At 42.0% G+C, this 19,558-nt stretch carries 16 protein-coding genes and 1 pseudogene; 10 read left to right on the forward strand and 7 right to left on the reverse strand.

Annotated elements, in window-relative coordinates:
- Positions 1 to 52 precede the first annotated feature (52 nt).
- From AB6D80_RS21040 to AB6D80_RS21060, 5 genes and pseudogenes are all read left to right on the forward strand, one after another.
- A pseudogene (locus tag AB6D80_RS21040) lies at positions 53 to 580 on the forward strand (hypothetical protein); the annotation flags it as partial.
- A gap of 11 nt (positions 581 to 591) precedes the next feature.
- Positions 592 to 1,503 (forward strand): sterol desaturase family protein, encoded by a 912-nt coding sequence (locus AB6D80_RS21045; protein ID WP_086967786.1) that lies wholly within the window; start codon positions 592 to 594, stop codon positions 1,501 to 1,503.
- A gap of 8 nt (positions 1,504 to 1,511) precedes the next feature.
- On the forward strand, positions 1,512 to 2,186 hold the full coding sequence (locus tag AB6D80_RS21050) for a response regulator transcription factor (RefSeq protein ID WP_372189496.1): 675 nt from the start codon (positions 1,512 to 1,514) through the stop codon (positions 2,184 to 2,186).
- Positions 2,183 to 3,475, forward strand: a complete 1,293-nt coding sequence (locus tag AB6D80_RS21055; RefSeq protein ID WP_372189498.1) for a sensor histidine kinase — start codon at positions 2,183 to 2,185, stop codon at positions 3,473 to 3,475. The genes AB6D80_RS21050 and AB6D80_RS21055 overlap by 4 nt, the downstream gene beginning before the upstream one ends.
- Before the next feature lie 88 nt (positions 3,476 to 3,563).
- Positions 3,564 to 3,716, forward strand: a complete 153-nt coding sequence (locus AB6D80_RS21060) for a hypothetical protein (protein ID WP_371694520.1) — start codon at positions 3,564 to 3,566, stop codon at positions 3,714 to 3,716.
- Between the two features lie 108 nt (positions 3,717 to 3,824).
- Here the strand turns inward: AB6D80_RS21060 and AB6D80_RS21065 are convergent, their stop codons facing one another.
- From AB6D80_RS21065 to yghU, 3 genes are all read right to left on the reverse strand, one after another.
- A complete protein-coding gene (locus AB6D80_RS21065) occupies positions 3,825 to 4,148 on the reverse strand; it encodes a DOPA 4,5-dioxygenase family protein (RefSeq protein ID WP_372189500.1) in 324 nt (107 codons plus the stop codon).
- A gap of 205 nt (positions 4,149 to 4,353) precedes the next feature.
- On the reverse strand, positions 4,354 to 8,877 hold the full coding sequence (locus AB6D80_RS21070; RefSeq protein WP_372189502.1) for an SslE/AcfD family lipoprotein zinc metalloprotease: 4,524 nt from the start codon (positions 8,875 to 8,877) through the stop codon (positions 4,354 to 4,356).
- 274 nt (positions 8,878 to 9,151) lie between these two features.
- On the reverse strand, positions 9,152 to 10,009 hold the full coding sequence (gene yghU, locus AB6D80_RS21075; protein WP_372189504.1) for a glutathione-dependent disulfide-bond oxidoreductase: 858 nt from the start codon (positions 10,007 to 10,009) through the stop codon (positions 9,152 to 9,154).
- Between the two features lie 286 nt (positions 10,010 to 10,295).
- On the opposite strand from yghU, the gene AB6D80_RS21080 reads away from it, so the two are divergent.
- Both AB6D80_RS21080 and AB6D80_RS21085 read left to right on the forward strand, forming a co-directional pair.
- Positions 10,296 to 10,640 (forward strand): YajD family HNH nuclease, encoded by a 345-nt coding sequence (locus tag AB6D80_RS21080; RefSeq protein WP_371706940.1) that lies wholly within the window; start codon positions 10,296 to 10,298, stop codon positions 10,638 to 10,640.
- Between the two features lie 30 nt (positions 10,641 to 10,670).
- Positions 10,671 to 11,087 carry a TetR/AcrR family transcriptional regulator gene (locus AB6D80_RS21085; protein ID WP_371706939.1) on the forward strand — a complete coding sequence of 139 codons (417 nt, stop codon included), beginning with the start codon at positions 10,671 to 10,673 and terminating at the stop codon, positions 11,085 to 11,087.
- Between the two features lie 109 nt (positions 11,088 to 11,196).
- Here AB6D80_RS21085 and AB6D80_RS21090 read toward each other — a convergent pair whose 3' ends face one another.
- A complete protein-coding gene (locus tag AB6D80_RS21090; RefSeq protein ID WP_372189506.1) occupies positions 11,197 to 13,389 on the reverse strand; it encodes an HD domain-containing phosphohydrolase in 2,193 nt (730 codons plus the stop codon).
- Complete coding sequence (locus tag AB6D80_RS21095; protein WP_372189508.1) at positions 13,386 to 14,150, reverse strand: substrate-binding periplasmic protein; 765 nt, start codon at positions 14,148 to 14,150, stop codon at positions 13,386 to 13,388. Before AB6D80_RS21095 ends, AB6D80_RS21090 begins: the two co-directional genes overlap by 4 nt.
- Before the next feature lie 210 nt (positions 14,151 to 14,360).
- On the opposite strand from AB6D80_RS21095, the gene AB6D80_RS21100 reads away from it, so the two are divergent.
- Positions 14,361 to 14,858: a hypothetical protein gene (locus tag AB6D80_RS21100; RefSeq protein WP_372189510.1), complete on the forward strand. Its 498-nt coding sequence runs from the start codon at positions 14,361 to 14,363 to the stop codon at positions 14,856 to 14,858.
- Positions 14,859 to 14,868: 10 nt separating this feature from the next.
- Positions 14,869 to 15,984 (forward strand): diguanylate cyclase domain-containing protein, encoded by a 1,116-nt coding sequence (locus AB6D80_RS21105; protein ID WP_371694527.1) that lies wholly within the window; start codon positions 14,869 to 14,871, stop codon positions 15,982 to 15,984.
- A gap of 170 nt (positions 15,985 to 16,154) precedes the next feature.
- Here the strand turns inward: AB6D80_RS21105 and AB6D80_RS21110 are convergent, their stop codons facing one another.
- Both AB6D80_RS21110 and AB6D80_RS21115 read right to left on the reverse strand, forming a co-directional pair.
- A complete protein-coding gene (locus AB6D80_RS21110) occupies positions 16,155 to 16,679 on the reverse strand; it encodes a prepilin-type N-terminal cleavage/methylation domain-containing protein (protein WP_372189512.1) in 525 nt (174 codons plus the stop codon).
- A 570-nt stretch (positions 16,680 to 17,249) separates the two neighbouring features.
- Positions 17,250 to 17,630 (reverse strand): NADH:ubiquinone oxidoreductase, encoded by a 381-nt coding sequence (locus tag AB6D80_RS21115; protein ID WP_371694529.1) that lies wholly within the window; start codon positions 17,628 to 17,630, stop codon positions 17,250 to 17,252.
- A 594-nt stretch (positions 17,631 to 18,224) separates the two neighbouring features.
- On the opposite strand from AB6D80_RS21115, the gene AB6D80_RS21120 reads away from it, so the two are divergent.
- Positions 18,225 to 19,463, forward strand: coding sequence for an OFA family MFS transporter (locus AB6D80_RS21120; RefSeq protein WP_372189514.1), 1,239 nt, complete (start codon positions 18,225 to 18,227; stop codon positions 19,461 to 19,463).
- Positions 19,464 to 19,558 lie beyond the last annotated feature (95 nt).

The raw sequence follows: 19,558 nt of genomic DNA on the forward strand, positions 1-19,558 counted from the left end.
ATATCACTTACTACCGTTTTTGTTTTAAGTTCCCGCTAATCCGCGATGAACCATTAAAAAGGCATCAACAGCTGAGACGGCAGTAACTCAATCAGTAATAGCTCAGTCAGAAGCAACTAAGCCCGTAGAGGTAAAACCACAAGTCACTGCAAACACGACTTATCTGCAAGGTTTGAGTAAGACAATTCCTTTAGAAGACGTGCCAAACCTATGGGTGGATTTCTACCAGAACCTCGAATCCGATGACGAAGAGGTCGCACAGCAACAGCAACAGCAACAGCAAGTCATCGTCGTCTATCAAGACATCAGCTTAGATTTCAGCGAAGCAACAATCATGATTGGCTTCCCGACTCAGCAATCAAAATTAAATAAAAACAAGCTCTTAATTAAGCTCCCAAACAAAGTCAAAGGCACGCTTCTACTAGGTAAAGGCGAACATACCGAACAGGAATTAGCACAAGCTTGGGAAGGTATCGCGATATTAAAAGAAGTGGACATGGTTATAGAGCACCACCAACTCAATCAGCATGGGTTGCCAGATTCTAGCGAGTTATACGTCTATTATAAGAACAACCAGTAAAGGATTTAGTTATGGATTTCACTATGGATAGCATTGGGAATTTTCTCTCTCAAACATTCACAGAAACGAGCATCATCCTAACCGAAACTTGGGTAGATGATAATTTTCTGCTGCTTGCTCTGGCTCTGTTTATCTTTGAGCTTATCCGCTATGCCTTTAAGAAAAAACTCAGCTGGAATATGTTGGGAGACAGCGCGACTAACTTAGTCACTCTGTTCTTCTTGTTGGTTACCGTTTTCTTTGTCGGGTTAGCCTATGTCGGCGCGTTTGTTTACGCCTACGAGAATTTCAGCCTAACTCAGCTACCGATATCCGGTTGGACAATTCTGGGTTGCTTGATCTTGGCCGATCTCGCGTACTACTGGGAGCACCGATTCTTGCACAGCAACGGTTTAGCATGGGGAACGCACTCAGTTCACCATAGCTCGCCTTACTTTAATATCTCGGTCGCTTACCGCTTTGGGCCTTTGGATTGGTTCTTCCCGTTCTTCTTCCACTTGCCGTTAATTCTGCTCGGCTTTAATCCGTTTGTGGTTCTGATGTGTGAAACCTTTGTTCAACTGTTTCAAACACTGCTGCACACTGAAACCGTTAAACGCTTGCCTCGCCCAGTTGAAGCGGTATTTAATACGCCTTCACACCACCGAGTGCATCACGCAACCAACAAGCAGTATCTTGATAAGAACTATGCAGGCATCTTCATTATTTGGGACAAGATGTTCGGTACCTTCGCTAAAGAAGAGGAAGAAGTCAGATATGGCGTGTTCCCGAGAATCAACTCTGTGAACCCATTTAAGGTATATTTCCACGGCTACGTTAAACTGTGCCAACAGTTATGGCATGCGCCAAATTGGAACTACCGACTACAACTTCTTATTCAGCCGCCTATCTGGGCCTGGAAAAGAGAACGAGAAACAAAGTAAGGACACTTATGAGCATTAACGCCCTGTTGATTGAAGACGACAGCGACTTGGCAGAAGCCATTGCAGACTATATGGAACTCGATGGGTTCGAATTCGATTTTGCTTACAATGGCAACGCGGGCCTAAATCTCGCTTTAGAGGGGCGTTATGACATCATCTTAACGGACATCAACATGCCTAAAATGGATGGGCTTGATGTCTGTCAATCTCTTCGACAACAAGGCGTGACCACTCCGATTCTCATGTTAACGGCAAGAGACACATTAGAAGACAAGATCGCGGGGTTCGAGGTAGGTTCGGATGACTATCTAGTGAAGCCTTTTGCGATGGAAGAACTCAAAGTACGGTTGATGGCACTAGTGCGCCGCGCTCAAGGCTCCGTGACGTCACTGTCTGTGGCAGACCTCAAACTGGACTTGGACAAGCACCAAGCTGTTAGAGACAGCAAGCTATTGAAGCTGTCCCCAGTTTGTTGGCGAATGCTTGTGATGTTAGTGCGAAACAGCCCTAACGTGGTGAGCAAAGCCAAGCTTGAAGAAGCATGGGAAGATGAAATGCCAAGTTCGGATAGTATGAAGGCGCACTTGTTTAAACTTCGACAAGTGGTTGATGCGCCCTTTGACTCAAAGCTAATCCACACGGTTCATGGTATTGGCGTGGTCTTGCATGAGGAGCAGTCATGAAACAGGCAAACATGAACCGAGTCAGTATTAAGCGCGACATCTACCTCTATTTATTTGGCATCGTCGTGCTGCTGACTGCCATCTACAGTTTGATGGTTTCACAGAGCTACCACATTGGCCTTAATGAATCGGCAAAATATGGATTCTTGTATGAATTGGAAGTCGCAGAACAACGTTACATCGAAACAGGGCAATTACCAGACTATCAAAACCCGACATTCCAAGCCTTTCTAACCTATTCGGAGCTGCCCGCTAAATTTCAACAAGCCTTTGATTGGAAAGCGTTTGATAACGACGCTATTTATGATCATTACCAGCCTTCACCTAACAATAAATCAGGGCAATACCTCTATGCCGCCAAACATCAAGTTTCTGGTAAAGACGAAGCCTTGTACATCATTTCTGAGTACGATGAAGCCCTCTACTTGAATCTGTTCGAGCTCAACCCACCCGATTCCGTGAACCAAATTAACAATGCCTTCATTGCCATCGGCGCCCTTTTACTCTTGGTGTTTTTGATCATTCGCCTTTTGATACACCGAGTCACCAAACCGATTATTACGCTATCAAAATGGTCTGAATCTCTGGATGTGGACGACACTGAAGGGCTGACTCAGTTTCGATACAAAGAAATCGACCAGTTGGCTTCGCAGCTTGTTAAGAGCGTACAAGGTGAGCGTCAGGCCAATGAGCGTGAGAGCTTTTTCTTAAGAGCAGCTAGCCACGAGTTAAGAACACCGATTGCCACTATTTCAGCCAGTGGCGATATGCTGGTGCGGTTGTCTGAAAGTATTCCCAACAGCGGCCAACGAGCCGTCGCACGAATCCAACGCTCAGCCACCAACATGAAAGCCTTAGTGACAACTCTGCTATGGATGAGCCGTAATAACGAGATGGAAACCAACTATGAGCAAATCAAGCTGACTCCCCTGCTCAATAACATTATCGAAAGCCAACGTTATCTTTTAAAAAACAAAGAAGTGGACATTCAAACCAAGGTTGAGCAAGAAGAACATACTCTGCCGCGCGAGTTAACTGAGGTTGTACTCACCAACTTAATCCGAAATGCATTTCAACATGGTGGTAGCGGAGATATCAGCATCACACTGACAGAACATCAGTTTGAGGTAACCAACCGTTTGGAAGATGAAAACCTAGCAAACGACTCTGAACAACAAACCTCTTTTGGTATCGGACTAGAGCTCATTGATCGCGTTTGTCAGAACCAAGGTTGGCAGTTTAATCATAAAACCAACAACAATGAGTTCATCGTTAAAGTCATACTGTAGCAATTTGCCCAAATGGTTATTTGATGGTGACCAAAAGTTTACCCTTGCTTGGTTATGCTAGTCGCACAATCTAGTTAGGAGTTATGTTATGGGCACTTGGATTTTAGAAACACTATTGTGGGCAGCGGTAACGGTGGCGGTTTGTGTCGCGATTTGGGGGCTGTACTTACCTAATATCTTAATCGCATTAGGTGTGTCGGTAGCGGTATCGCTGTTACTGGGCAATAGCTGGAGAAGCTAGGTATTTTAAAAGGAAATCGTTCGAAAATTAGTGAGCTTTGATACACCCGACAGCAGCTATGTTTATTCAGAACATTGGTTAGCTACAAACCGTCGGGCGCAAATTAAATTAGCTACTTAATGTATCTTCAAACACACCGAGCTCACGGCCAAGCCAAGTCGCACGTACTGTGTGGTCTAGCGTTTCTTCACCGCCTGTTACCGGGTGAATAAGCACCGACATGTCACCGCGTTCTTTTTCAAGCCATTCAACAATGCCCGACTCTTTGTTCGCAAAGTGAATCTCAAACATCGGCATCTTATGCGGACCAACCAAACGCTGGATTAATGGGAAAGTCTCTAACACATCTTTACGTTCCGATAGAATTTTCTGACGCAGTGTTTCTGCCTGCTCTGCAAAGCGCAGAGGGAAATAGATATGACCGTGGTACATGGCACCATCCTTTAGAATTATGATGCGAACAGTTTAACCTGCTTTCTCTAGCAAGGACAGCCAACCAATGGCAGCCGAAGTACTAAACATCATGTAGAAGGCTGATCTAGCTGAAAGTTTCTAGAACATTGCAACAAAAACGCCACACGTAATTTAAGTGTGGCGCCTATATTTTAGCTGTAAAATGCCTTAGCAAGAATTAGCGTTAGTAAATTGAATCAACATTCAAAGGGCTGTTCTTTGGTTTCTCTAGTTTTAACTGTTCAACCGCACTAAGACCTTTAGAGCTAATTCCGCCACTATAAGACTTCGAGCCATCAGCATTAGTCATCGAGGTTTCTCCCACGTTCCAAGCAACAAAGAAATCACTTAAGTCATAGTTCGAAGCGTAGGAGCTACATACCATCATTAAGTCGCCACCGGTTAGCCCAGTATCTTTGGCACTACAATAGTTTTCAACCGCATCACCCTCTGTATCACCTCGAGCTTTACGGTGCATAAGTTTGAACATGTTCCAGCCTTCATCTTCACCATACACATCAGATTGGCTTGCGCCGCGTGTATACCAATCATCAATTGCAAAATTCGATTTTGCCCAGATTTTTAGCTGACCAAACATAACTAATCGTAAACCTGCATCACCATGTGACCACGCATGTTCATTATTAAGCTCTAGCCATTTAGGTGCTTTCTTAATATCCGATTTAATACGATCCATTTCAGGGTTTGCATTGCGCCCCTCTAACTCCTGCATATACAACGCAAGAAGGTTATTGGTCACTTCTGTACTACCAGCCGCTAGGAAAGGAGCTGATGCTAAGTTATGACCAACTTCATGCCACAACAACCAGTCGTTCACAGGGTTGGTTGGAATGTATGTCCGATTTGCGTTAAAGCTTGAATTCATCACTGGGTAACCAGAGTGAGCAGCACCAATCGAAATCTGCACGTCATTCACAAAACGATGGCGGAACGCCTTCAGTTCTGGATAAGTGAACCTACGGTGTAAACCAGTGCTTTGTTTCTCATCACGCCCGTAGAAGTCACTTGCAGCTTCAGCGAATCGATTCATATCTGTTGCGAATTGGTTCAAATCAGCGGATTCTAGATTCCTTATTGGTGTAGTGTAAATAAATGAACCCGTATCGATTTCTGCAATTGGTGCGTCTGCCGATTGAATAGTGTTAATCCACTGTCCCTCTTTCCACCAAGCAGCTTTTAACGCGCCCTCAATGCTAAACGAGACTTCACCAAGCTCTTTTACTTTCGGTTGAATGTAAATAAGGCCACCATATGGAACCTTGAAAGTTAAGCTCGATCCATTGTAGTCAAAGCTGGTTTGCATACGTGGAGGGCGTTTCAAACTCGTTTCGTGATTCGGCTTACCTGTAAGATCATCCGCCATCATTACAGTAATCGTTGCAGCGACACCATGACTAATCGTCACATCTTGTAGCTGAGGAGCCCATAAACCTGTCGATTGATTGTTCCCAGCCGAATACGTGACGCCCTTGCCATCTGTTTGGATAAGAACCGAACTTGACGAAGATGCACCTGAAGTTCGACCCGGATACATTGTGGTATCAACAACGATTTCATGATCCCAGAATGAGCGCCCCAACATAATGCGAGTCAGAGGTTTCTCCATGTAATTTAATGGATAGCTCGGATTCAACTGTCCCGATAACTCACCTTCGCCGTGTATCATTCCATTAGCGACTAACGACGCTTTTAGGTCAACAGGACACTGTGCTTCTAGTGTATCTGTTTGATGTAAGTCTTCGGTATAACAGTTAAGGAACTGAACAGCTTGCTTGAACCCCAACTCATCTTGTATGTCTGTTTCAAATCGGTATGCGTTGTCATTCCACATCCAAACAGACAGGTTATCAAACGCTTGATTCAATTCGCTGTTAGACAGACGCTTACCTTGAGTACCTTTCGTGCGATAGTAAATCTCGTGCTCGTAGAGCGCTGTAAAGTTAGGACCCAAGTTCGCTGCTTTCACCATACTGTCGACAATGGTTTTACTCACTTCATAGCGATCGAAATCGGCTCTATGATAAGCACCGCGAACAGTCACACCGTCTCCAGAACGAGTCTCTATACAGTTAAATTCGTATTCATACTCGTTCTGACAAAGCTCAGTGCCAACGAATGCCGACTGCAGTTCTTTGATCGCCGCTTCACGCTCTGCTACAGATTCAACAAAGATACGTGCGGATTTTGCCTCCATTACCGTTACACCAGACGCATCAAGCACTGGCTTCCCCTCAGCGTCTAACTTAGCAACCTCATAAGTCGGGATTTCAAACTTGATTTTGGATTCATCTTCAATCCACTCAACCGTACCATCTTGATTTACCGTGAACGGAGGCTCTCCTTGGTTATCTTGAAAACGCTCAAGAACCACCATTTCCTTTTCACTCTTCACGTGAAGATTTGGATACGGCGCTTGGCAGTAATAAGAGCTACCGCAGAAAGCTTGGTTTGTTGGCGTAACGTTTTCACCACCTAGAGATACACCCGCGGCGTCCGCTAAGCGCCCAATAGGTTCAGGGTTAGTCGTTTGAATCGCATCCATAAACAAGATATTGCCACCGTCATTAACATAGTTAATAAGAGCCGTAATATCGTCTTGGTTTAAGTTAGGGTTATCCAAGTCAGCAACAAACTGGTTAGTCATGCCATCTTGAACCAACTTAGGTGGGTATGCCTGAAGGATCAAAATAGGCGTGGTGCTCGCATCCAAACCATCAAAGTCACCTGAACCGCGCTTTTCTACTGATGCAAAACCATACTGAGGACTAACAAAAAACGTGTACTGCTTACCCATTGTGGAGTGGTGATAAGCCGAATAAGCTTGGTCAATATTGGTGACTGTATTCATCCCAGCAATAGGCAGACCATTATTGAACCACTCAAACAAGTTCGAGAAAAACGACCTCATGCTGCCTTGGTCATCATGCAGTAGGTTTTCGAACGTCGAAACAGTGCACTGTTGTTTGTTGCTATCGATATGCAATGTTCGATTGGCCCAATAATTTTCAGGGCATGACAGAATACTTGGATATAAGCCATTACCCATGAACACGACCTTACCTTTGCCTATCTCGCCTGCTGTAACGAATGGAAAACCATAAGTCGCGTTGTCTTCAGAGACTAAAGGAATCGGCGGCATCGAGATGCTTGGGTGTTGTGCGATGTAAGGCTTGCCTTCACGAGTCCAGGCCTGTTGCTCACCAAAGTAAAGCTCACGGTTTTTATCAGTTCTTGGCATCATCACAGGGAATGCTCTGTTCGATATATTCAGAGCTCGCATACCACGGGTATAACCCGTTGCACCGTAAAAGCTACCATTATCATTGAATACATGGAATGTGGTGACGTTGTGAAAGATTTGCTGCAGAGACTCTGTTACATACTGACCAGAATCCATAGATAAAACGGCAGGTTGACGAACATAATCCATAAACTGAGGCGTTTGGCGCAGCTGCTCATCGATTACTGCCGTTAACCCTTGGCTAAACTGACCAACAAACTCATTAGGAAGTTCAAAGTCTGTACCCTCTATTAATCCCCCATTTGGCAGAGTTAGGTTAATCAGTTCATTTATAACGTTAGGGTACTTTGAAAAGGTATCTTGGACTTCTTCAGATATCTCATAATGACTTAGATGATCAACCGCATAGCGCTCTAGTAATGACTGGATATTCGCTTTCTCTACCACATTATTGGTCACATCAGACAATTGATAAGCAATCTGATTACCCGTAATGGAGCCAAACTCAAACGTATCAATACCAAAAGCGATTCTGTCACCCCACAGGTACTCAAAGATTCCCTCTTCATCCGTCACGCCCGTCGCGTTAGCCGAAAAGAAACTGATCCCAGAAATCGGCGTACCATTAGCATCTGTAAGCTTACTGCGAGTTAACACCTTACCTTCAACACTTGGCTTATAAGCATAGGTAGACTCCGCGTCTGCAGAAACAAAACCAGCGTTAAGGTTATTGTCCGCATTAGGGTCAACCGCAGGAACAACAGTTGTGTCTACGTGTGAACTAGGAGCCTTACCTACTTCATCGGTAGATTCTTCTTCTTTCGATGAAAAGTATGCATCGACAGCATCTTGATCATCAAGTTGCGAGAACACATCCTCAATATCAAAAGCATCCAGTTCTTTTAAACAGATAGCACTTTCTGTCTCACAAACATCAATTGATTCGAGTACTTTAGTAACGTTGTCTCCGTGTAATTCTGTCAACTCAAATGCCGCGTTAAGCCCATCATTTGAAATCGTGAACTCTGTTATCTCAGGGAAAGGAGCAGTGAAATCACCTAAAGTAAGGTGACCCAAGGTACAACTAAAACTCACGCCTTGTTTAACACTGAACGTTCCGTTTTCAAGATGAACGCCGTCACAGTACACATCTCCAGACACAAACGCCCCGCTCGACAACAGTGAACCGATGTAAGTTGTTGGGGGGATAATATCTGTAGGTGGAATAATGTCAGTCGGCGGAAGAATATCCGTTGGTGGAATGATGTCAGTCGGCGGAAGAATATCCGTTGGCGGAATGATGTCAGTCGGCGGAAGAATATCCGTTGGTGGAATGATGTCCGCTGGAGGCAATGTGTCAGGGGTGCCACCATAGGTTCGTGAATCGTCATTACATCCTGAAAGAGCCGTGGATATGATAGCCAGCGCAATTATGTTTTTTTTCATTGAGCGATGTTAATCGTAGTTTAAAATGGACCGCTATCTTATCGATTTACTCCACCTCGATGACTATTGTTTTTTGTCTTAACGATAAAAGAACCCACCAATAAGCAATTGAATTTTAAATAAAAAACAAATTTGAGATCCTTATTCCAACTGCGAAACATTCCAGTACCTAATACAAAAAAATGCCATACCTCGTTAGAGATACAGCATTTCAATTAGCCATTAACATTAAGACCGATAGGGTATATCTGCCCAAAAACACGTTCCAAAAAAACTAAGGCTTAAGCTTTAAAACTCGGTCAATGTCTTCTGCAGAATGGCGCTCGGGGACTTGCTCCCACTCTTCACCGAATGAACGGTTCACTACTCGACCTCGTTGGAAACCTTCGCGCGCTTCTAGTTGCTTCGCCCAGCGCACAACGTTGGTGTAAGACTCAACCTGTAGAAACTCAGCGGCATCGTAGATTTTTCCTAGTACAAGGTTGCCATACCAAGGCCAAATTGCGATATCAGCGATGCTTAGCTCGTCACTCGCCACAAAATCGCTATTGGCAAGTTGTTTGTCTAACACGTCTAGTTGACGCTTCGCTTCCATCGCAAAACGGTTAATTGGGTACTCTTGCTTTTCATCCGCGTAAGCGTAGAAGTGACCAAAACCACCACCTAGGAATGGCGCAGAACCTTGTGCCCAGAACAACCAGTTAATGGTTTGTGTTCTTGCTGCCCCTTCTTTTGGTAAGAAGTGACCAAATTTTTCTGCTAGATGCATCAAGATAGATGCCGATTCGAAAACATTAACGTCTTCGTCACCAGACTTGTCGACAAGTGCTGGTATTTTGGAGTTTGGATTCACTCCAACAAAGCCAGAAGAGAACTGATCAGCCTCACCGATGTTGATCAAGTACGCATCATATTCAGCTTCTTTAACACCCGCCGCTAACAACTCTTCCAACAAAATAGTGACTTTTTGACCGTTAGGTGTGCCAAGAGAATACAATTGAAAGGCATGGTCACCAACAGGAAGCTCTTTATCAAAGCGAGCTCCAGATTCAGGACTATTGATGTTTGCCCACTTGTTACCACCAGCAGTATCGTTAACCCAAACTTTTGGCGGAGTGTATTGTTCTGACATGATATTTCCTTATTAATATAGGGTCTCACAAACTGATATTAGGTCACATGCCTGCGGTTAAAACCCCTGAATACGATTTATTTTCAAACTGTTAAGCATGGCTTATTCCAGAAAGACATAACCCGCTTAAGCGTTAGTGTGTGTAGAAGGTAAGTCTGTATTCAAACTTCAATCTAATCTCGATAAGTCCACTGCATCATTTAGCAATGATTTTACGAACGACATACCGACAGCTTCAAGAAAGCTGTGATAAAATCGGGATATTACAATTGATAAGGATTTGGCAATGTCTTCTGATTTCACAGGTTCGAGTGCAGCGTATGCTCGCCAAGAGAAAGGCTACCGCGAAAAAGCACTAAAACTGTACCCTTGGGTTTGTGGTAAATGTGCGCGTGAATTTGTTTACTCAAACCTCCGAGAGCTTACCGTTCACCACGTGGATCACGACCATACAAACAACCCTGAAGATGGCAGCAACTGGGAGCTACTGTGCCTGTACTGTCACGATCATGAGCATTCAAAATACACTGACCATGAGCGTTATGGTGTGGATGCAAAAGCGAGTTTAGATGACCATCAGTCAGCGACTCACAACCCATTCGCAGATCTTGCGAAGTTGATGAAGAAATAACTTTCGACTAAAAGTTCGGGTTCGTAGCGAATGAGCGAAAAAGCAGAAAATACAAAAAGAAGAATTATTGAGGCGGCCTTTGACATCACTTTGAATGAAGGCTTTGATGCTGCAACATTTACCCGCCTGTCTAAACAAGCGGTTATTTCACGTAGTGGCATTAATACACACTTCAAGCGTAAAGAAGATCTCGCTCTAGAGTTAGTATCAAAGTATGTAGAGATCATCAAACAACCACTCAAATTTGAATCACCTGAGGCGTTCTATCAATCTTGGACTGAGGCGTTCGACAACAATCCAAAGTTTAAGAAAGCAATCCTAACTGCGGGTCCAATAATACCTAAGCTCGATGGTGTTAAAGGCCTATTTGATTCAATAAAAGGTGATGAGCAAGAGGTTAAAAGTTGTGTTTACAAATGTGTCGGCTACGCCGTAATTCACGCGTAAGATTGCGTTTGGACTAGAAAAACCATCTAGTTCAAACCTTTATACAAACTCCCTATCCTACTCAAAGCACCAAATAAGCCACTAATTCAGTGGCCTATTTTCAAATCAATTAAATCAACATTTGTTTAAGATGATTTTGGGTAGTTGGGTCACATTGAATATCGCGATACTGATCTTTAGTTTGTAGAATTTCGTCAATCGACCGTATGAAGGCATCAACGACTTCTGGATCAAAGTGGCGCCCGGATTCTGACTTTATCAATGCTATCGCTTTCTCATCACTCCATGCTTCTTTGTATGGCCTAACGGTGGTCAATGCATCAAATACGTCAGCTATTGCAATGATTCGTGCTGATAAAGGGATTTGTTCGCCCATTAAATTGTAAGGATAGCCGGACCCATCCCATTTCTCATGGTGTGCTATCGATATATCCTTAGCCATGATCAACAAAGGGCTACTATGTTCTCCGATAATCTTCGCACCAAATATAGGATGTGCTTTCATAACATCCCACTCTTGCGTGGTTAGTTTGCCTGGCTTATGTAATATCTTATCTGGAATCCCTATCTTACCGATATCGTGCATTGGCGCAGCAGTGAATAAGTTTTCACACCATTGCTTTGTACAACCATAATTGACCGCGACAATTTTTGCGTAATGACTCATTCGAACCACGTGCATCCCGGTATCATTATCTTTAAATTCAGCTGCATTACCCAACCGTTCAATCAAACTTCGATTTAACGCAATTTGTTTGCCCGTCACTTTTCTAACAATGATCAACGTAAACCCAAGGCTCAAAATAACAAAAGCACTCATACCGGATGTAATGATTATCAAAGCCCACTGAAAGTCGTTATGCTCAGTTAATGCCTCCTCAACATCAATCTTCGCAATAAAATTAGCTTGAAAAGTACTTTGCTTACTTGCAACAACAAAGACCTGAGCTCCTTGGTAATCTGTAGTACGCTCCATATCACTAATGTCACCGTTATTCGGCGGCTGTGAAATAGTGATAACTCCGCCTTTCTTATTACCTAGACAATTCTCTTTCTTACAACGCGATATCACAGTGCCCGACGCATCAACTGCGAGCATCTCGCCCGTATTTTGAAAATATTTTTTGTAATCATCAGGGAAAAACAACTCATCGGTCAGTATCTCACTGACAATGACACCAACGATCTCTCCAGATTTCTGTTTAACAATTGGAGTAGAAAAAAACAGATTTCCTTTGTAGTCTTGCTCAGTGTGATCGTAATAAGCACCTATCGAGAATATTGATGCTCGCCCCCTAAGAGCTTCGAGAAAATACGGATATATATCTACATTAAATTCATCATAGACAACGCTATCCCCATAGTGAGTCAACACTGAACCTTTGGTATTTAATACCGCAAATGCATTGTTTCCCCCAATATGTAAGTTTGCATACCGCTTGAAGACTTGAATTAGACGATCCTGGTTATTTTTTATTGATGCGTTTACTTGTTCATTTCGCGTAATCATCAGCTCATCAAACACGTTTACAAATTCGTCGGTTGAAGTGATGAAATCAAAAGTGCTTTTCATCAAATTAACTTTGTTTTCAACACCTTCTTGGTAGCTACGAACCACACTATTAAGGTCACTTCTCGTTCTTTCGATTGCATAACTTCTACTAGAATCAATCAATAAATAACTTACAGCCGTTGCAATCATGACAAAAAATATGATGGAGATTAGAAATGAATAGAGAAACTTATTTGAGTTGATATCAAGGCTCGATAGCTTTACATCGTATTTCTTTAGAGCCGCATAAAAAACGCCCGATACAAGAAAGATAACAAGTACAAAAACAACCGCATAGTATCCAATGTGGAAACGGTCATCCGTTAAAGGCTCATCATCAGAGATATAAAGATGCACTGTACCTATGACCAATCCGTCATAAACAATATCAGTGTTGGCGTAATCCGAATACAAACGTACATTTTCATCGATAGAACGATTGAAATAGGCGTTATTTTCGCTCCTGAAGTACGTCAATGCACTCTTCCCGCTTACAACATCTTTTATATCGAGTGCATTGATCGATTCGTTGTGAGTAATAATCGATTCAACTGTCACCCGCAGGTTTTTTGCATCCAAATTGTATAAATGAGGAGCGACTAAATCCGATATTTTCGCAGCTATTTTTAACGGTGTGTTTCTTGCTTTTAAATGGCCATTTGAATCCTGAATTGTCGCTAAGAAAATCAAATAAAAGCTTAAGATGCTCATTAAACCAATGAGCAAGTGTGTCGTTTTCAACCTGCTCATTCGGATTCTCCTAACTTTTTATACTTATCAAATAATTCTGTGATGTAACCTTGAGATCGTAGAAGCTTGATTGCCGCATTAATCTTAGGAAGAGACCCCTCATTCACTTTTGTTAATCTAATTCTTAAGTCAAAATACTTCATTGGCTTTGTGATCCCAATGAGTTGCTCGTTGATCTCTTTAGCTTCTGCGATGACTAGGGGCATAAACATATAGTCACAACGGTCCATTTCGATCATCTTTGTTGAATTATTTTCTGTAATACTGTCTTTGTCTGAACCCCCAATGTTTACGTCATAAAACCCCAAAACAGAACAAGAAGTCAGTGTTTTAAACGCACTCAACGTATCGGGTGGAGATTCAAAGTGAGAACGCCGATAGATAACCACTTCAGACGTTCGATACAGCGGAATGCTGTACACACTATTCTCAAGCTCAAGAAGTTCGGTTCGCCATTCTTTCGCTATCCCAGGTTCAACATCTATCTTCTGGTATTTCATCAGGTGTCGAACCCGCGACTGTGGGTAGAAATGATACTTGAAGCGGATTCCCGTCATCTCTCCAATTTCATTCAAAAGATCAATATAGACACCCTTCTCAGGGGCTCCGAACTTCGGTTTGACAAAATAGGGGTACCTATCTTCATTCATTAAGGCAACATTGAGTACATCAACGTCGCTATTCGCCTGTATTTGTGCGTGTACCTTTATAGAGAAAATAAAACTCATAGAGATAACGACTGCTTGCCATACTAATTTCAAGTTTTGATCTCCTGTTCATTCTCTACCACTCAACTCAGACAAAACAAACAGCCATGTTTGATGATAAAATCAACATATTTATAATGAACATTGTAATACTGACAATATTTTATAATAATATAATGCACACCGATTAGTTCAATTAACTCAATAGTTCTTGTTGATATCTTGACAAGCCAAACAAAAACAAAATAAAAAAGGACAGCGTCCGTGAAAGTAGTATACATCCTCTTGATAATTTTATTTGTAGCTGTTAAAGCGCCAGCACAAACCCATTTAGATGAATCACTCGTCATGAAAATACGTTTTGAAAGTAGAGATGTAACTTACGACTACACAATGGACGAACTAACAAAAATAGCCCCAAACCAACTCTCGACACCACTACCTTGGCGAAAAGAGAAACGAGCTTACCAAGGAGTCTACCTGGAAGATTTGCTCAAACATCATGAACCATCTCTGAACATACGTTGTATTGAGATCGTCGCTGCAAATGGATACAAAGCGACATTTACTCAAGAGAGTCTTGCCAACACACACTTTTTTTTAGCGTATCAAGACGAAGGACAACCAATACCCATTAGGCAAAAAGGGCCTGTTATTGTGATCCGTGATTTAAACAACCTCAACGACCAAGCTATGCGAAATCTGTCACTTGCTTACCACCTAGTCTGGTTTGCCAATGAAATTGTTGTTTTTGAAGAGTGAGGAAAAAGCAGTGAAACATGACAAAGTCAAAAGAAGCTTGGCATTAGCAATCTTCTTCACCTTATTACTGTTCGTTACGTTGAGAATCAATGAAGCACACTCTGAACATGACCGTGAAACCGTAAAATATATCGAGTTGATCAAAGCTTCTTATTGGGCTTCTTGGCGATTTGGAAGAGAAGTTCATGAACTGGAAATGGAAGTGTCAGACACAATATACAATGATGTGGATTCGCCTCAAAAAATAAAAAATAGGATTGATTTCCTTATTGTTAACTACGAGTTCTTGACTACAGACGCCAATGTATTCAAAAAATTTCAAGGTTATGCAAAGGACTCGATTGCTAATCACATTGAACAATTAGACCACCATTACAACACGCTTTTGTCGCAAGATAATTGGCGACAACATTTACCTGAAATTTTAGGTACGGTCTCCAACATAAAGATTCTTTATGATGACGTGGTGTTGTACGAACTCAAGGGCTATGATCTCTCTGAATTTGTGAATGTGATAAATGAGGATCGAAAAAGCCTGTTGTATGCGATATATATGGCGATTATTGGCGCTGCGATAACAATTCCAGCCATCACTTATTTAACTCGTCGTCTCAAAGAAAAATCACTTAATCTTGAAACCGACTACCTTACTGGGCTTAAAAACCGGAAATACTGTTTAACTGCACTAAAAAGACATATAGAAAAAGGTGAGCCTCTTGGCTTTTGCTTTTTAGATTTAAATGGGTTTAAAGAAGTTAATGATACTTTGGGACACGATGCAGGGGATCAGCTTCTCAAAATCATTGCTAGGCGAGTGCAAAAATCGATAAAAAGTTCTGATACTTTTGCACGACTCGGAGGTGATGAGTTTGGTTTGATCATTGTTAATTTTGAGCATCATGCAGACATTGAAGTTGCACTAACTCGGATAATGGGAATGATAAGTCAACCGATTGATCTCGAAGGAAACATAATCCAAGTTGGGTGTTCCGCAGGTATTTCCATCTATCAACAAAAACACTTCTTATCAGAAAAAGAGCTCATGTCTGCTGCTGATTCTGCGATGTATGAAGCAAAATCGAATAAGCACAATCAACTCAACAATTATGAATTTTATCAAAGTTAAACAACGTTTTTACTTGTCTATACTCTGACTTTAGAGCGATTGAATATTGCAAATATTTTCACTTTACATCTGCGCCCAATTTCCAATCAAGGGTGGCGGTTGGTTTATAGTTTGGCAAACGGTCTTCCTTAACCGATACATAAGCAAGAATATTGGAAGTACTAAATCGCCTAGTTACAATCCACCAAATCAAGAACGGGTTTAGCATCTACTGGATCACCAATTCTTGACTCATATCTTAAATAACATGAATCATTCACAAGGTTGCCATCTAGCATATTGTTAGGGAAGGTTATTTCCACATAATAAGAATTGCTGATGTTATTATTAGGTTGTACGTCTGTCAGAACAAAATCGCCTGAACCATCAACTTCAATACCTTCGACCAAAACGGACAACGTTTTAACATCCGCAGGGGCATATCCGTACCAAAAAGTGCAATCACCACAACCTGGTATAATTGCCGCGGCCGAAACCCCTTTAGTTATAAGGTTTCCTTCTGCGTTGGCAACTAGCATTTTTCCATAAGATAAGTTGATTGCAGACTCAAGAGCTCCTTTTAACCCCTTTAACGACGCATTTTTTGCATCACTCTGAAAATTCAAAAAGCGAGGAGCAGCAGTCACTGCCAACACCCCAAGGATAACTATCACTACTACAAGTTCAACCAAGGTAAAACCTTTGTTTTTATACATACTATTAACCTTTCTACTATTAATTTTTCAATGGTATATTTACTCTCGAAGCTTTTTGATAAGGGCCATAGTCGAACTTCAACTCGATCAAATTCGACTGTTTTACTTGATCTCGAGTTGTATGTTCTTATCAATGTAGTTAACCGCATTCTTCAAGTGTTTTTGAATAACTGGTTGATAAATACCAAACCACATAATTTGAAATCACTCCGCGCCACATTGATTGTTTTAATATGAATCCATTCAGCCATTAAGACACAACAAAGCGAATACAATAAAAACGAGCAATATCAATAGACCTTGTACTTCATTATTGAACACTAGCGACTACTCCAACTACAATAATCCATTTAATAATCATTGCTTTACGTATCTATCCGACGTAAGCACACAACCAAAAAAAAGGACACCGTCCTTTTTTTGGCCATAATAAACGTTCGATGAACGATTAGTCAAACACATATTATTTCAATAATGCAATTTTAGGTAACGTACTCAAATTCTGTTTTTTTGAGCTCAGGCAGGATCAAAAAAGCCTTCCGAAGAAGGCTTTTTAAGAATCAAATCGAATTACGCTGCCGCTTGTTTGCGAGACTCTTCTACCTGCTTAGCGCGCTTTTTAAGCGTCAACTTATCGCGGTATGCAAACCAAACGTAAGTCACTACGACCAAGAAGAAAAGGTATGACAATGAGAAAATGAATGGCGATTGAATGATATCGTTTGAGATACCCCAAGAAACACCGATAACGGTCACTGCAATTTTTGCAAAAAAACCACACATCAATAGCATTAATGCCAACTGTGGGAAACGCGTGCTACGGAATGCCAGCCAGTAACAACTACCAACTGCTAATGCCGCAATATAGAAGCCGAATAGGAAAGAGTGAATATGGTCAGCTGCCGCTACACCACCAGAAATTGACATCAATAAAATTAAAAACAGTTTCATAATACTCGCCTCACCATAGGTTGGAAACGCATCCTTTCAAATTTGGAATCTCAGTTTGCGTACTATTTTCCCACTTTTTTTGTTCAACACAACCCCTCAAGTTGAACAAAATGTAAGCAAAGGTGCTAACAAAAACCCAAGTTAACAATCATTTAACATACTGTTTTTAATAAACCTCCGTTAACCCTTGTCTCATATGAATAAAGCGTCATTTCGATTTATTTTGTTACACAAAATTAACCTTGGAAAATATTTAAAATAATTCGTAACTCTGTGATATCCGCACGGGATACGTGGACAATCTGAAATGTGTATCGAAGAATCCCTTAAAAAATAAGCCCGCCACGCTAAAAAGAACAAAATAGAAAGGTATTGAACACAACTTACAAACCAACAAAAAACAACTCATTAACAATTTTGAGTTTATTTACCAAAAATGGAAAAAGAGATTCCAATCACATTTTTATTGGTTATAATCCGCGCTCTTTTGCGTTGTCTGTTGATAAACGCAAACTAATTTTGAAGAAACAATCACAATAACCCGTCTTTAGTTAAGTGGCTCACCACTGACCAACGACAAAACTGAGAATAAAAATGAGCAAGATTGATAAAGCATCACGTATCCTGCTAGCAGGCTTCTGTATCAACCTTTGTCTTGGCATCCTGTATGCTTGGAGTGTATTTAACAAGGCGCTAGTGACTGAAGCTGGTTGGAGTGCTGCTGAAGCATCTTCACCTTACGCTATTGCAACTATCACATTCTCTGTTTGTCTTCTTGTTGCAGGCATCCTACAAGACCGTATGGGTCCACGTAAGATCCTTATTCTTGGTACAGCGCTTACTGGCCTAGGTATGATTGCTTCTGGTTTCGCTACGACTCCTATGATGCTAAACCTAACGTTTGGCGTGATGACAGGTGCTGGTATCGGCTTCGGTTACGCATGTCTTTCTCCATCAGCAATGAAATGGTTCCACTCTTCTAAGAAAGGTATGGTTAACGGTCTAATCGCTGCAGGCTTCGGTCTTGCTGCTATTTACCTAGCACCACTAACTTCTGCGCTAATCGATAGCATGGGTATCCAAACAAGCTTTATGATTCTTGGTGTTGGTGTACTTGCAATCGCAGTACCTCTAGCGGCAACGATCAACAACCCACCAGCGGATTACACGCCAGCTGAGCCTAAAGTAAAAGAAGGCCACGCACCTAAAGCGGTTAAGAAGACTGAAGACCTAACATGGAAAGTAATGCTGAAGACTCCTCAGTTCTACTCTCTATGGATCATGTACGCATTTGCTGCTTCTGTTGGTCTTATGATCATCGGTAACATCACTACGATTGCTAGCGTTCAAGCGAACCTACCAAACGCGGTTTACCTAGCGTCTATCCTTGCTGTATTCAACTCAGGCGGTCGTGTTGCTGCAGGTATGCTTGCAGATAAAATCGGTGGCGTACGTACTCTACTTTTAGCGTTCATCCTTCAAGGTGCGAACATGGCTCTATTCGCTACGTTCAACTCTGAATTTACGCTAATCATTGGTACGGCTATCGCAGCTGTTGGTTACGGTACACTTCTAGCAGTATTCCCAACACTAACTGCGGAATTCTACGGCCTGAAAAACTACGGTACGAACTACGGCGTGCTTTACACGGCATGGGGTATCGGTGGTGCTATCGGTGCTGCGGTTGTTGGTTACTCAATGACGAATGGCGAAGGTTACGGCCTAGCTTACACAATTTCTGCTGCTATGATGGCCGTGTGTATTGTTCTAGCTATCGTGACTAAACCAATCTCAGAAGCGAAAGCAACAGAACTTAAGCAAGCAAGCGCTTAATTCAGTTCTCGATTGATTAAAAATAGAAAGAGCTTAACCTTGAAGTGACCCCGTAAAGTTGGACATTTCTGTTAAGCGGCTTTCAAGGCCTGAGT

The sequence above is a fragment of the Vibrio sp. 10N.247.310.17 genome (assembly GCF_041466605.1).
Classification (GTDB): Bacteria; Pseudomonadota; Gammaproteobacteria; order Enterobacterales; family Vibrionaceae; genus Vibrio; species Vibrio tasmaniensis_A.